Raw genomic sequence first — 14963 nt, forward strand, 5'->3', positions numbered from 1 at the left:
ATGACCCAAGTCCTGGAGCGGCCGGTGCGGTTGAACGCGCCGGTCTCCCCCGCCGAACGCACCGCCCGCCGCAGGTCGCTGCTGCAGTGGATAGCCGTCCACTCCCTCGGCGTCGCCGCCGCGCTCTTCTTCGTCCTGCCCTTCGTGTTCGTGTTCCTGACCTCCCTGATGAGCGACACCCAGGCCCTGAGCCGGGACCTGATCCCGCACACCTGGGAATGGGGCAACTACAAGAAGGTCTTCGACACCCCCGGCTTTCTGACCTGGTGGAAGAACACCCTGATCTACGCGGGGCTGGGCACGGTCCTCACCGTCGCGTCGTCGATCCCGGTGGCGTACGCGCTCGCCAAGTTCCGCTTCCGGGGCCGCAATCTGTCGCTGATGCTGGTCATCTCCATGATGATGCTGCCGCCCCAGGTGATCATCATCCCGATGTACCTGTTCTGGGCGAAGCAGCTGGACCTCTCCGGCACGCTGTGGCCGCTGATCATCCCGATGGCGTTCGGCGACGCGTTCTCCATCTTCCTGCTGCGCCAGTTCCTGATGACCATCCCGAACGAGTACATCGACGCCGCGAAGGTGGACGGCTGCGGCGACCTGCGCACCCTGCTGAAGGTCGTGATCCCGATGGCCAGACCGGGGATCGCCGCCGTGGGCCTCTTCCAGTTCTTCTACGCCTGGAACGACTACTTCGGCCCGCAGATCTACGCGTCGGAGAATCCCGGCGCCTGGACCCTGTCCTACGGCCTGGAGTCGTTCAAGGGCGCGCACCACACCGACTGGAACCTGACCATGGCCGCGACCGTGCTGGTCATGGCCCCCGTGATCCTCGTGTTCTTCTTCGCCCAGAAGGCGTTCGTCGAGGGCGTCACGCTCACCGGAGTGAAGGGTTAGACACCGTATGAAGCTCACCGTGGTCGGCGGAGGGTCGACCTACACCCCCGAACTCATCGACGGGTTCGCCCGCCTGCGCGAGACCCTGCCCATCGAGGAACTGGTCCTGGTCGACCCGGCCGCCGAGCGCCTGGGACTGGTCGGCGGCCTCGCTCGCCGCATCTTCGCCAAGCAGGGCCACACCGGCCGTATCGTCACCACCTCCGATCTGGACGCCGGTGTCGAGGGCGCCGACGCGGTGCTGCTGCAACTCCGGATCGGCGGACAGGCCGCGCGCGAGCAGGACGAGACCTGGCCGCTGGAGTGCGGCTGCGTGGGCCAGGAGACCACCGGCGCGGGCGGCCTGGCGAAGGCGCTGCGGACGGTCCCGGTGGTCCTCGACATCGCCGAACGGGTCCGCCGTGCCAACCCGGACGCCTGGATCATCGACTTCACCAACCCGGTGGGCATCGTCACCCGCGCCCTGCTCCAGGCGGGCCACAAGGCGGTCGGCCTGTGCAACGTGGCGATCGGCTTCCAGCGCAAGTTCGCGAACCTGCTCGGGGTGACGCCCGCCGACATCCACCTGGAGCACGTCGGCCTCAACCACCTCACCTGGGAGACCGGCGTACGGCTCGGCGGCCCCGAGGGCGAGAACGCGCTGCCCGCGCTGCTGGCCGAGCACGGCGACGCCATCGCCGCCGACCTGCGCCTGCCGCGTGACGTCCTCGACCGCCTCGGCGTGATCCCCTCCTACTACCTGCGCTACTACTACGCGCACGACGAGGTCGTGGAGGACCTGCGCACCAAGCCCTCCCGCGCCGCCGAGGTGGCGGAGATGGAACGGCAGTTGCTGACGATGTACGGCGACCCGGACCTGGCCGAGAAGCCGGCCCTGCTGGCCAAGCGGGGCGGCGCCTACTACTCGGAGGCGGCGGTGGACCTCGCGGCCGGACTGCTCGGCGCAGGAGGGTCGCCGTACCAGGTGGTGAACACGCTCAATCGCGGCACACTGCCCTTCCTGCCCGACGACGCGGTGATCGAGGTGCAGGCGGCCGTGGGCCCCAAGGGGCCGACCCCGCTGCCCGTCCCCGCCGTCGACCCGCTGTACGCGGGGCTCACGGCGAACGTCACGGCCTACGAGGACCTGGCGCTGGAGGCGGCCCTGCGGGGCGGCCGGGACCGGGTGTTCCGGGCCCTGCTCGCGCACCCCCTGGTCGGCCAGTACGCGTACGCCGACGCCCTCACCGACCGACTGATCGCACACAACCGGGAGCATCTCGCGTGGGCATGACCGCACGTGTCCTCGCCGTCGACGCGGGCAACAGCAAGACCGACGTCGCCGTCGTGGCGGCCGACGGCACCGTCCTCGCCACGGCCCGCGGCGGCGGCTTCCGGCCGCCGGTGGTCGGCGTGGAGGCGGCCGTGGACGCCGTCGCCGCGGCGGTGGCCAAGGCCTTCACCGCCTCCGGGGTGGCGTCCGTCGACCATGTCTCCGCCTGCCTCGCCAACGCCGACTTCCCCGTGGAGGAGGAGCAGTTGGCGGCCGCGCTGCACGCGCGCGGCTGGGGCGGGTCGGTGGAGGTCCGCAACGACACCTTCGCGATCCTGCGGGCCGGCGTCACCGAGCCGCGCGGGGTCGCCGTCGTCTGCGGCGCCGGCATCAACTGCGTGGGCATGCGCCCAGACGGCCGCACCGCCCGCTTCCCGGCGCTCGGCCGCATCTCCGGCGACTGGGGCGGCGGCTGGGGCCTGGCGGAGGAGGCGCTGTGGCACGCGGCGCGCGCGGAGGACGGGCGGGGCGGACCGACGGCTCTCGCCCGCACGCTCCCGGCCCACTTCGGCCACCCCACCATGCTGGCGCTCATCGAGGCGCTGCACCTGGAGACGGTGGCGCCCGCCCGCCGCCACGAACTGACGCCGGTGCTGTTCGCCACCGCCGCGGACGGCGATCCGGTCGCCCGCGCGATCGTCGACCGGCTCGCGGACGAGGTCGTCACCATGGCGACGGTCGCCCTGACCCGCCTCGGCCTGCTGGAGGAGGAGACACCGGTCCTGCTGGGCGGCGGCGTACTGGCCGCCCAGCACCCGCAGTTGAACGACGGCATCCGCGACCTGCTTTCGGCGCGCGCCCCGAAGGCGGTGCCACGGGTGGTGACGGCGAGTCCGGTGCTGGGGGCGGCACTGCTGGGGCTTGACAGGGTGGGAGCGCAACCTGAGGTGCACGAGCGGGTGAGGGCGCACTTCGAGCGCTGACCTGGTGGGAACCGAACTGATTCCGGCGGCGTATTCATGGGCAGGGGGTGGTGCGGGACTCGGGATCGCGCGCCGGTGTCGTGTCTTCCGGGGGGGGCGACCCCCGGGCCCCCGGCGCAGGAGCACTGCGATCCGATCAAGATCCAGTGAAGGCCGGTGCGGATGTCGGTCCCGGCGGCGATACTGGCGGCGACGGATGGCCATGGGGGAGGTCAACAGTGACAACACCGCCGAAGAGCAGTGCGGCGCCACCGGGTTCCGGCGTGCCCACCCTGCCCGCCGTACCGCCGCAGCCCGGGTCGCCCGCGCCGCCGGGCCCCGCCCAGGCGCCGCAGCCCGCTCCCGCGCGCCGCACCGCCTTCGCCGAGGGCGTCGACCGGCTGCGCGGTGCCGCCACGACGGAGCCGGGGCGGCTGCGCATCATCGGCGCGCTGCTCGCCCTCCTGGTCGTCGCGTTCGGCGCGGTCGCCGCCTGGGAGATGACGGACCGGGCGAGCGCCGCGGACGACGTCCTCAACAGCAGCCAGCCGCTCAGCTCCGACGCGGCCGAGATCTACGCCTCCCTCGCCGACGCCAACACGGCCGCGGCCAGCGGCTATCTCGCGGGCCCGCAGGAGAAGCCCTCGGTACGGCAGCGCTACCAGCGCGACATCGACACCGCGGCGGCCAAGCTGGTCACGGCGGCCGCCAGTTCCAAGGCCGGGTCGGAGTCGGCGAAGACCATCGCCGACCTCAACAAGCTGCTGCCGACGTACAAGGGCCTGGTGGAGACGGCCCGCGCCAACAACCGGCAGGGCTTCCCGGTGGGCGGTGCCTACCTGCGCGCCGCGAACGAGACGATGCAGCAGCGGATGCTGCCGAAGGCCGAGGCGCTGTACCAGCGGGAGAACCAGCGGCTGAACTCCGACTACGCGGACGCCAAGGCGTTCCCGTGGGCCGCGGCCTGCCTCGGAGTCGCCGCCCTGGCCGCACTGGCCTGGTGCCAGCGGCGCAACTACCTGCGCACCAACCGGGTCCTCAACCACGGGCTGGTCACCGCCTCGGCGGCCTCCGTGGTGGTCCTGCTCTGGGTGGTCGTCGGCCACACCGTCGCCCGCGCCGGCCTGAACGACTCCTACGACCACGGCGTCCGCTCGCTGAACGTCCTGCACGACGCCCGCATCGCGTCCCTGACGGCCCGCAGCGACGAGAACCTCAGCCTGATCCGGCGCGGCGCGGACACCACCCTGGTCGGCGACAAGCCCAAGGACGCGTACGCCGTCGGGTACGACACGCAGATCGCGAAGCTGGCCGGCTCCCTCACCAGGGCCCGCTCCCTCGCCGACGACACGGCGGGCAGGAAGCCGGTGAAGGACGCCGACGGCTACATGCAGGCCTGGAAGGACCGGCACGAGGTCGCCCAGAAGAAGAACGACCAGGGTGACTACCAGCAGGCCCGCGACAAGGTCATCGGCGTCGGCAAGGACCCGACGAGCGTGTGCTTCGACAACGTCGACGCGGCGCTGCAGAAGGCGCTCACCCACGAGGACCGCGAGTTCCGGCAGGCCGCGCGCGGCGGCCGGGACGCGCTGGACGGACTGCCGTACGGGGCCGCCGTGCTGGCGGTCCTGGGGGCGGCCGGCGCGGTGCTGGGCATCGGCCGCAGGCTGTCGGAATACCGGTGAGAGGGGGCGTGACGATGAACGCACGGCGTCTGGCACAGCGTCTGCGGGCCGGCCTGCGCGGCTGGGGCGGAGTGAGTGCGATGGCGGTCGTGTGCGCCCTGGCGCTGGCCCTCGTCCTGCTGCTGCCCCGGACCCAGTCCGTCGGCGCTGCCGCGACCGGCGCGGGCCAGGGCCTCGCCCACGGGCTGCGGGCCAAGGCGGACAAGAAGTGTGACAACGGCAAGTACCCGCAGGACCAGAGCCTGTCGCCGTCCGGCACCAGCGCCACGCAGAAGAACGTCGACACCATCAAGACCCGGGGGCGTCTGGTCGTCGGCGTGGACACCAACAGCTACCGCTGGGGCTACCTCAACCCCAACAACGCCGACGGCGAGCTGGAGGGCTTCGACATCGACCTCGCCCACCGGATCGCCCGCGACCTGCTCGGCGACGGGGACAAGGTCACGTTCAAGGCCATCCCCACCAGCCGCCGGATAGACGCCATCAACGACGGCGAGGTCGACATGGTGGTGCGCACCATGACGATCAACTGCGACCGCCTCGGCCAGGTCGACTTCTCGGCGCCCTACTTCAAGACGGGCCAGCAGGTCCTCGCGCCCAAGAACTCCTCGATCACCGGGTACAACGCGACCCTCGCCGGCAAGAAGGTGTGCTCCGCGGACACCTCCACCGCCCACGACAACCTGACGACGGACAAGGGCAAGAGGATTCCCGCCTCCACCGACATCGGCACGGTCGTCCCCAACCAGCTCGACTGCCTGGTGAAGCTGCAGCTCGGCGAGGTCGACGCGGTCGTCACGGACGGTGCGCTCGCCGCCAGCCAGGCCGCGCAGGACCCGACGGTTGAGCTCAAGGGCGGCCTGTTCACCGACGAGTACTACGGCGTGGCGATGAAGAGAGGCTCGGAGGATCTGGTACGCCAGGTCAACCGAACCCTGGCGAACTACATCAAGGACGGCGGCTGGGCCGACTCGTACCAGAAGTGGCTGCACCCCACCATGGACCAGAACGGCAGGAAGTCGCCGTCGGCGACCCCTCCCGAAGCCACCTACCGGTGACCGATCATCGACTGACGGACGACTGACGGATGACGACAGCAGCGAGAGGTGATCGATGGGCGTCACGGACCCCGCCGGGCCGGTGATGGACCGGGACGAGGTGGACCGTGCGCTGGCGCGGCTCGGCGCGGAGCACGAGGCGATCGAGACCTCGCTCCTCGCCCTGCAGGACCACGCGGGCCGCAGGCTCCTCGAAGGTGCCGAGCTGACCGGTGTCACCAAGGAGCGCTGGGCGTCCGCGGAGGCGTCGATCACGCTGCTGTGGGCGTACTTCGACGCCTACTCCGACGCGTTGCGCTCCGCACGGGAGATCCGTGCCCGCCGCCGCTGGTCCAGCCGCGAGGACCTGGTGGAGCTGACGGAACTGCTGCGCGGCGAGTCCGTCACGCTCGCCGGTTCCACGACCGCCGTGGCCAACGCGCCGACCCTGCAGGGCGGTTCGGGCCGGCTGAGCGAACAGTTCTCGCTGTCCGCGCTGGTGGACCGGATGAACGAGCTGTACGCGACGAGCCTGGACATGGTCGTCGCGGCCGACGCGGTGTGGTCGGCGCTGCCCGCCCGGATCGATTTACTCGCCGCGGAACTGCAGCGCACCCGCAAGCTCGCCCACTCCGTCGGTGTGCGCCCCGGTGAGCACCCGGCCGGCGACGACCTGGAGCGCATCACGCGCACGCTGACGTCCCTGCGCGAGCAGGTGGTGTCCGACCCGCTCGCGTACTGGGTCCCGGCGCAGGGCAGTTCGGCGCCCGGCGGCGGCCGGCCGGACCTGACGGTGTACGACCGTCAGGCGCGCGCCCTGGAGGACGTGCGCCGGGAGATCGACGCCGTGCTCACCGTCCGGCAGGACGCCGAGCAGCGGCTGATCCGGCTGCGGGACGTGCTCAGCCGCGCCGACCGCACGCTCGCCGAGGCGCGTACCGCGCGCGGCGAGGTCCTCGCGAAGATCGCCGCGACGGAGGTGCCGGTGGTCAGCGGCCCGCCGACCGCGCTGCAGGAGCAGCTGGCGACGGCCGCCGAGTACCGCAGACACGCCCAGTGGCACCGCCTGTCCCCGCTCCTGGAGTCGCTGGAGCAGAAGGCGGAGGACGAACTGCTGCGCGCCCGCGAGTCGTTGACCGCGGTCACCGCGCCGCTGGCGGTCCGCGCGGAGCTGCGCGGCCGTCTCGACGCGTACAAGGCGAAGGTCGCCCGGCACGGGCTCGCCGAGGACCCGTTCCTGATCGAGCGGTACGACGCGGCGCGCCGCATGCTGTGGAGCGCACCCTGCGACCTGCGCGTGGCCGAGCAGGCCGTGCTGCGTTACCAGCGGGCGGCCGCCGAGCTGCTCGGCGCCCCGCGCGTGCCGGGGCAGGGCGGTCCCGAAGACCGTGGGGGTGAGTCATGAGCCAGGTACAGCAGACCTGCCAGCGGCCGGACTGCGAGGGGTTCTACGAGGACGTCGGCGGCGGCGAGCTGTACTGCGACACCTGCGGTCTCGCGCCGGTCGTCGCGCCAGGGGGCCCCTCCTCCGCGCGAGGCTCCACGGGCTTGCGCCCGGCCGGCGACAACGACGGTTCGGGCAGCGCCGGTTCGCGCCCGACCGGCCGCGGCAGCTCGCGTACGTCGTCGCAGTCGTCGAAGTCCCGGCGCTCGGTGTCGGGGCGGCTCTCGCGCTCCCTGTCGGGCCGGTCCACGGGCCGTTCGGTGTCGGTGCGCAGCTCCGGTTCCAGCTCCGGCACGAGTAGCCGCGGCCGGCTGGGCGCGGGCCTGGTGCAGGTGCCGGACGTGCCGCGGCCCGACCCGCGCGCGATGGTGCTGGAGAACCCGGAGGTGCCCGAGCGCAAGCGGTTCTGCTCGCGCTCGGACTGCGGTGCGCCGGTGGGCCGTTCGCGCGAGGAGCGGCCGGGCCGTACGGAGGGGTTCTGCACCAAGTGCGGCCACCCGTACTCGTTCGTGCCGAAGCTGAAGGCCGGCGACGTGGTGCACGGCCAGTACGAGGTCGCGGGCTGCTTGGCGCACGGCGGGCTCGGCTGGGTCTACCTGGCGGTGGACAAGGCGGTGTCCGACCGGTGGGTGGTCCTCAAGGGCCTGCTGGACACCGGCGACCAGGACGCGATGGCGGCGGCGATCTCCGAGCGGCGCTTCCTCGCCGAGATCGAGCACGCCAACATCGTGCGGATCTACAACTTCGTGGAGCACCTCGACCAGCGCACCGGCTCCATGGACGGCTACATCGTCATGGAGTACGTCGGCGGCAAGTCGCTGAAGGAGATCGCCAACGGCCGCCGCACCCCGGACGGCAAGCGGGACCCGCTGCCGGTGGAGCAGGCGTGCGCGTACGGCATCGAGGCGCTGGAGGCGCTCGGCCATCTGCACAGCCGCAACCTGCTGTACTGCGACTTCAAGGTCGACAACGCCATCCAGACCGAGGACCAGCTCAAGCTCATCGACATGGGCGCGGTGCGCAGGATGGACGACGAGGAGTCGGCCATCTACGGCACGGTGGGCTACCAGGCGCCGGAGGTCGCGGAGGTCGGCCCGTCGGTGGCGAGCGACCTGTACACGGTGGCCCGCACCCTGGCCGTGCTGACCTTCGACTTCCAGGGCTACACGAACGTCTTCGTGGACTCCCTGCCCGACCCGGACCACATCGAGGTCTTCCGCGAGTACGAGTCGTTCTACCGCCTCCTGGTCCGCGCCACCGACCCCGACCCGGCCCGCCGCTTCGCCTCCGCGCAGGAGATGGGCGAGCAGCTGACCGGGGTGCTGCGGGAGGTCGTGTCGCTGCAGACGGGACGGGCGCGGCCGGCGCTGTCGACGCTGTTCGGCCCCGAACTGCGGGTCACGGACGCGGAGTTGTTCCCGAAGCTGGACGGCGAGGTGTCCCGGCTCGGGGCGCGGGCGGTGCTGCCGCGCAAGGGGCGGGCCCCCTCGCCCGGGTCCGGCGGCGGTTCCCCGGCGATCGTCAAGCCGGTGAACTCCCCCGCCGCGGCCCTCGCGCTGCCGATCCCCCGCGTCGACCCCGCGGACCCCAACGCCGGTTTCCTGGCGGGCCTGATGACGACCGCGCCGGCCGAGCTGCTCGGGGCGCTCGCGGCGGCGCCCGCGCAGTCGGTCGAGACCCGGCTCAGGCAGATCCGGGCCTGGCTGGAGAACGGCGACTCCGAGGCCGCCGTCACCTCGCTGACCACCCTGGAGGACGAGGAGCCCGACGACTGGCGGGTGGTCTGGTACCGGGGCGTGGCCGCGCTGGTCACCGGCGACCAGGAGGGCGCGGCGCTCGCCTTCGACGCGATCTACGACGCCTTCCCCGGCGAGGTGGCGCCGAAGCTGGCGCTGGGCCTGTGCGCGGAGGTGCTGGGGCAGCTGGACAACGCCGCCGAGTACTACCGGCTGGTGTGGTCGACCGACCCGAGCTACGTGAGCGCCGCCTTCGGGCTGGCCCGCGTCCAGCTGGCCGCCGGGGACCGGCGCGGTGCCGTGGGCACGCTGGAGTCGGTGCCGGAGTCGTCCATCCACTACACGGCCGCGCGGGTGGCCGCCGTACGGGCGCGGCTGCGCGGACGCACGGCCGTGCCCGGGGACGTACCGTTCCTCGAGGACCTGACGGCGGCCGCCGGGCAGGTCGAGGCGCTGGACGCGTACGGTCTGGACCCGGCGCGCCGGGAGCAGTTGTCGGCCGAGGTCCTCGGGTGCGCCCTGGACTGGATACTCTCCGGGGGCCGGGGTTCCGCGCCCGCGGGACGGCGGACGCTGCTCGGCAGCGAGCTGGACGAGCGGGGACTCCGCTTCGGCCTGGAGCGTTCGTACCGCACGCTGGCCCGGCTGGCACGGGGCGGCGAGGAGAGGATCGACCTGGTGGAACGAGCCAACCGTTACCGCCCCCGGACGTGGGTGTAGTTGATGTCGCAGATGCCCCAGTTGTCCGCCTGCCCGAGCTGCGAATGGCCGCTCGAGTCGGGTGACCGTTTCTGCGGTGCGTGCGGATACGACCTGTCCGCACTGCCGCCACGGCCGGACGACCACCCGACGATCGCGCTGAGCAGCCCGGCGGCGGGCCACGACGGCGTGGACCGGCCCGTCGCGCCGGAGCCGGCCGGAGCGGGTACCCCCGCGGCCGCCGCGGCGCCGGCCGAGCCGGGCGGCACGGAGTCGGGCGGTGTCCCGCTGCCGCCGCAGCAGCCGCCGACCGGTTCGCCGGTCTCCCCGGCCTCCGGTGTGCGCTTCGACCGGCCGCCCGAGCCCGAGGAGTACCCGTTGCAGGCGCCCGACCCGCGCGTCGCCGACCTCTCCGCGCCCGGCGGGGAGCCCACGCTGTGCGTGGCCTGCCGGGCGGGCCGCGTGGACAGCGACGGCTACTGCGAGAACTGCGGGCACGCCCAGCCCCGGGAACGCGACCACATGGAGCAGGAGTGCGGCCCGCTGGCCGCCGTCAGCGACCGCGGTCTGCGCCACCACCGCAATGAGGACGCCTTCGGCATCGGCCACACCGCCCTGCCCGACGGCTCCCCCGCCTCGGTGGCGATCGTCTGCGACGGCGTCTCCTCCGCGACCCGCCCCGACGACGCCTCCTACGCCGCCGCCCGGGCCGCGAGCGAGTCGGTGCTCGCCGCCCTGCCCCGGGGCACGCACCCCCAGCAGGCCCTGCACGAGGCGATCGTCGCCGCCTCGCACGCGGTCAACGCCCTGGCCGCCGAGCCCGCCACGGCCCGCGAGCACGCCCCGCACCAGAACGCGCCCGCGTGCACGATCGTCGGCGCCGTCGTCACCTCCGGCCTGCTGGTCGTCGGCTGGGTCGGCGACAGCCGCGCCTACTGGATCCCGGTGGACCGCTCCTCGCCCCCCGCCCGGCTCACCGAGGACGACTCCTGGGCGGCGCAGATGGTCGCCGCGGGCCTGATGAACGAGGCCGAGGCCTACGCCGACGAGCGCGCCCACGCGATCACCGGCTGGCTCGGCGCGGACGCCTACGAACTGGACCCGCACACCGCCTCCTTCAAGCCGGACCGGCCGGGTGTGGTGGTGGTGTGCACGGACGGGCTGTGGAACTACGCGGAGGGGGCCCAGGAGATGGCCGAGGCCGTCCCCGCGGACGCCGACCGGCACCCCCTGCACAGCGCCCGGGTGCTGGTGGGTCACGCCCTGGACGGCGGGGGCCACGACAACGTAACAGTGGCCGTCGTGCCGTTCCCTGCCGTGTCTCAGGGGGCAGGATCGGCCTGAGGCCGAGAACGGGGAGGCCCGGCGGACCGGAGGGGACCGGGCCGCTTCAAGTCATCGCCTCACGGCTGTGAGGTGCGCGAGGGGGATTCGATCAGGCATGGCCAATTTCTCGAAGTCGAACGTGCCGCAGTTCTCGATGGACGTGTACCAGAACGAGTACCTGCCCGAGGGCGGCCGCGAGGTCAACGCGATCGTCACGGTGACCGCCACCGGCGGCGGCACCGTCGGCAGCGCGGTCAGGGCACCTCAGCTGTACTCGCCCGGCCAGGGCCCGTCCGCGGCCGTGGCGGTCATGGTCGACTGCTCCGGCTCGATGGACTACCCGCCGACCAAGATGCGCAACGCCCGCGACGCGACAGCGGCCGCGATCGACACCCTGCGCGACGGGGTGCACTTCGCGGTGATCGGCGGCACGCACGTCGCCAAGGAGGTCTACCCCGGCGGTGGACGCCTGGCGGTGGCCGACGCCACCACCCGGGAGCAGGCCAGGCAGGCGCTGCGCAAGCTCAACGCGGGCGGCGGCACGGCCATCGGCACCTGGCTGCGGCTGGCCGACCGCCTGCTGTCCTCCGCCGACGTCGCCATCCGGCACGGCATCCTGCTCACCGACGGCCGCAACGAGCACGAGTCGCCCGAGGACCTCAAGGCCGCCCTGGACTCCTGCGCCGGACGGTTCACCTGTGACGCACGCGGCGTGGGCACCGACTGGGAAGTGAAAGAAGTCACAGGCATCGCCTCCGCCCTGCTCGGCACCGCCGACATCGTCGCCGACCCGGCCGGCCTCGCCGCCGACTTCACGCGGATGATGGAAACGGCGATGGGCAAGGAGGTCGGCGACGTCGCCCTCAGGCTGTGGACGCCGGTGGGCACGACCATCAAGTTCGTCAAGCAGGTCGCGCCGACCGTCGAGGAGCTGACCGACCGCCGCAGCGAGACCGGCCCGCGCGCCGGCGACTACCCCACCGGCTCCTGGGGAGACGAGTCCCGTGACTACCACGTGTGCGTGGAGGTACCCCCGGCCGGTATCGGCCGGGAGATGCTCGCCGCCCGCGTCTCCCTGGTCGTCCCGCAGCCCGACGGCACCGCGGAGAACCTGGGCGCCCAGGGCCTGGTTCGGGCCGTGTGGACCGACGACATGACGGCGTCCACGTCGATCAATGCGCAGGTCGCCCACTACACGGGGCAGGCCGAGCTGGCCCAGGCCATCCAGCAGGGGCTCGACCTGCGCAAAGCGGGAGATTTCGACGGAGCAACGGCCAAGCTGGGCCGGGCCGTTCAGCTCGCGAGCGTCTCCGGCAACGCCGATACTGCGAAACTGCTTGCGAAGGTGGTGGACGTCGTCGACGCCGCGACAGGTACTGTGCGACTGAAGGCGAAGGTCGCGGAGGCCGACGAGATGACTCTCGAGACACGGTCGACAAAGACTGTTCGTGTAAAGAAGTGACCGTAGAGACCCCACGCGAAGTGACCTAGAACGAACGAAGGAGGGACGCGCCGACATGCCGACCTGCCCGAACGGACACCAGTCGGGTTCCGACGACTGGTGCGAGGTCTGCGGTCACCGCATGGCCGGTGCCGTACCTCCGCCTCCGCCTCCGCCGCCCCCCGCGGGCGGTGGCTACGGCTTCCCGCCGCAGGGCACCCAGCCCGGCGGCCGCCCCCCGCACCTGTCCGCCGTACCGGACCCGGAGCCCGAGCTGTGCCCGCAGTGCCGCACGCCCCGCGAGGGCGGGGCGCCGTTCTGCGAGGAGTGCCGGTGGAACTTCCTGACCAACACGGCGACCTCGTACACCCCGGCCGCCCCGCGCCCGCCGGCCCCCGGCCCGAACGTGCGCTACCAGCAGCCGCCCGGCCCGTCGTACGGCGGCGGTGACTCCTACGAGTACCAGGGTTCCCGCCCCTCGCAGGTGAACCGCCCCGCCGAGTCGATCCCGTCCTTCGGCAGCGAGCCCTCGGGCCCCACCGCCTTCGGCAACGACCCCCGGCCGGGCCCCCCGCCCGGCTTCGGCAACGACCCGCGTCCGGGCGCCCCCTCCGGTTACGGCAACGATCCCCGCCCCGGCGGTGGCCCCGGTTACGGCAACGACCCCCGCCCGGGCGGCCCCTCGAACTTCGGCCCCGACACCTCCCGCCCCGCCCCGCCCGGCCCCGCGCCGACCGCGGGCGGACCGGGCGGTCCCGGCGGTGGCATCCCGCAGGCGTTCCAGCAGCCCGGTCCGGGCCCGTCCGGCCCGCCCGCCCCGCCGGCGTTCCCGCGGGAGACGCAGCGCCCGCCGCAGGGCGGCCCGTCCTTCGGCGGCACCGACGACGACTGGGTGATCTCCCCGCCGTCCTCCGGCCCCGGCGCACCGGGCGGCCCCGGCGGCGGCTACGGCTACCCGCAGCCCGGCTCCACCCAGGCCCCGCCCCCGCCCGGTCAGGGCTTCCAGCAGGCGCCGCCGCAGGCCGGTCCGGCGACCTGGACGGCGACCATCGGGCCGGACCGCGAGTACTTCATGGCGATGATGCAGCGTTCGGGTCCGGAGGCCGCGGGTCTCAACCTGCCCGCGTACTCGCCCGAGCAGCAGCGCACGCTCTCCGGCAACCAGATCACCATCGGCCGCCGCCGCCACTCCACCGGCGACACCCCGGACATCGACCTGTCGGTGCCGCCGGAGGACCCGGGCGTCTCGCACCAGCACGCGGTGCTGGTCCAGCAGCCCGACGGCAGCTGGGCGGTCGTCGACCAGAACTCGACGAACGGCACGACGGTCAACGGCTCCGAGGAGCCGATCCAGCCCTTCGTTCCGGTACCGCTGCAGGACGGCGACCGGGTGCACGTGGGCGCCTGGACGACGATCACCGTCCGCAGGGGCTGAGCGGTCAGCGGGCCGGCAGGGGCCAGACGTACGGCCCCTCCGGATCGTCCAGCCAGACCCACTCGCCGTCGCCGTGGACCGTGACGCCGTACCGCTCACGCCGCGGCATGCCCTCGCGCTCCCACAGGACATAGGCCTCCTGCGGGTCGAGGCTGCCGCGGGTGAGGGCGAACAGGAAACGGAACAGGTCGTCGCCCCGGGCGTGGGCCGGGATGCCGCCGAGGTGCGCCGGTTCCGGCTCGGGACGGCCCTGGCCGCGCAGCGGCACGAAGTAGGCCGGGGTGTGCAGGAAGCGGCCCTCGGCGTGGCCCGCGTCGTCGACGGTCAGGGCGATCAGGCCGGTGACGAGCGGGGTCAGGACCCGGGCGCCCGGCGCGCACTGGGCGAGCCAGGCGAGCGGGACCGAGGTCAGGGTGCAGGTCGCCATGATCCGGTCGAAGGGCGCGCGCTCGGGGACCCCGCGGGCGCCGTCGCCGGTGACGACCACGGGCCGGTGCCCGGCCGCGGCCAGGTGCTGCCGGGCTGCCTCCGTGATCTCGGGGTAGAGGTCGACCGTGGTGACCAGGTCGTCGTCGCCCAGCCGGTGGGCGAGCAGGGCCGCGTTGTAGCCGGTGCCGGTGCCGACCTCCAGGACCCGGTCGCCGTCCCGCACCCGCAGTTCGGCCAGCATCTTCGCCATGAGCGAGGGCTGGCTGCTGGAGGAGACCAGGTCGCCGTCGCGCAGCCGGGTGGCCAGCGGGGCGTCGGCGTACGCGCCGCGCATCCACTTCTCCCGTGCGCCCCGGTCCGGGTTCTCGCCCCACCGCCGCTCGTAGCCGCCCCGGACACCGACGTAGTAGTACGGCACGAACAGGTGGCGCGGAACCGCCTCGAACGCCTCCCGCCACACCGGGTCGCTCTCCCAGGCCCCGCTGAGCTCGATCTCCCGCACCAGCGCCGCACGCGCGGTGGCGGCGAGACCCGCCAGTTCGTCGTCGAGGGTGTGCGTGCCCATACGTCCACTGTGCACCCGGAGAGCACGGGACCTAAGCCTCAAGTCCTGGTTCCCCGGG

Annotated in this window: 11 protein-coding genes; 10 read left to right on the top strand and 1 reads right to left on the bottom strand. The window is 73.1% G+C overall.

Annotated features, from left to right (window positions below):
• From FBY22_RS35225 to FBY22_RS35270, 10 genes are all read left to right on the top strand, one after another.
• The gene (locus FBY22_RS35225) at positions 1-894 is read left to right on the top strand and encodes a carbohydrate ABC transporter permease (protein WP_142152019.1); all 894 of its coding nucleotides are present in this window, start codon (positions 1-3) and stop codon (positions 892-894) included.
• Between the two features lie 7 nt (positions 895-901).
• Positions 902-2167 (top strand): 6-phospho-beta-glucosidase, encoded by a 1266-nt coding sequence (locus tag FBY22_RS35230; protein WP_142152020.1) that lies wholly within the window; start codon positions 902-904, stop codon positions 2165-2167.
• Positions 2158-3129 carry an N-acetylglucosamine kinase gene (locus FBY22_RS35235; protein WP_142152021.1) on the top strand — a complete coding sequence of 324 codons (972 nt, stop codon included), beginning with the start codon at positions 2158-2160 and terminating at the stop codon, positions 3127-3129. The genes FBY22_RS35230 and FBY22_RS35235 overlap by 10 nt, the downstream gene beginning before the upstream one ends.
• A gap of 218 nt (positions 3130-3347) precedes the next feature.
• Positions 3348-4793, top strand: coding sequence for a hypothetical protein (locus tag FBY22_RS35240; protein ID WP_142152022.1), 1446 nt, complete (start codon positions 3348-3350; stop codon positions 4791-4793).
• 14 nt (positions 4794-4807) lie between these two features.
• Complete coding sequence (locus tag FBY22_RS35245) at positions 4808-5851, top strand: glutamate ABC transporter substrate-binding protein (protein WP_142152023.1); 1044 nt, start codon at positions 4808-4810, stop codon at positions 5849-5851.
• A 55-nt stretch (positions 5852-5906) separates the two neighbouring features.
• Entirely contained in the window at positions 5907-7235 is a 1329-nt protein-coding gene (locus tag FBY22_RS35250) for a hypothetical protein (protein WP_142152024.1), read from the top strand.
• Positions 7232-9730: a serine/threonine-protein kinase gene (locus tag FBY22_RS35255; protein ID WP_142152025.1), complete on the top strand. Its 2499-nt coding sequence runs from the start codon at positions 7232-7234 to the stop codon at positions 9728-9730. Before FBY22_RS35250 ends, FBY22_RS35255 begins: the two co-directional genes overlap by 4 nt.
• Before the next feature lie 3 nt (positions 9731-9733).
• Complete coding sequence (locus FBY22_RS35260; RefSeq protein ID WP_142152026.1) at positions 9734-11053, top strand: PP2C family serine/threonine-protein phosphatase; 1320 nt, start codon at positions 9734-9736, stop codon at positions 11051-11053.
• 97 nt (positions 11054-11150) lie between these two features.
• Positions 11151-12497: a VWA domain-containing protein gene (locus FBY22_RS35265; protein ID WP_142152027.1), complete on the top strand. Its 1347-nt coding sequence runs from the start codon at positions 11151-11153 to the stop codon at positions 12495-12497.
• 55 nt (positions 12498-12552) lie between these two features.
• On the top strand, positions 12553-13911 hold the full coding sequence (locus FBY22_RS35270; RefSeq protein ID WP_142152028.1) for an FHA domain-containing protein: 1359 nt from the start codon (positions 12553-12555) through the stop codon (positions 13909-13911).
• A gap of 4 nt (positions 13912-13915) precedes the next feature.
• On the opposite strand, the gene FBY22_RS35275 is transcribed toward FBY22_RS35270, so the two are convergent.
• Positions 13916-14905, bottom strand: a complete 990-nt coding sequence (locus FBY22_RS35275) for a methyltransferase domain-containing protein (RefSeq protein WP_142152029.1) — start codon at positions 14903-14905, stop codon at positions 13916-13918.
• Between the last annotated feature and the right edge of the window lie 58 nt (positions 14906-14963).

The organism is Streptomyces sp. SLBN-31, assembly GCF_006715395.1.
Lineage (GTDB): Bacteria > Actinomycetota > Actinomycetes > Streptomycetales > Streptomycetaceae > Streptomyces.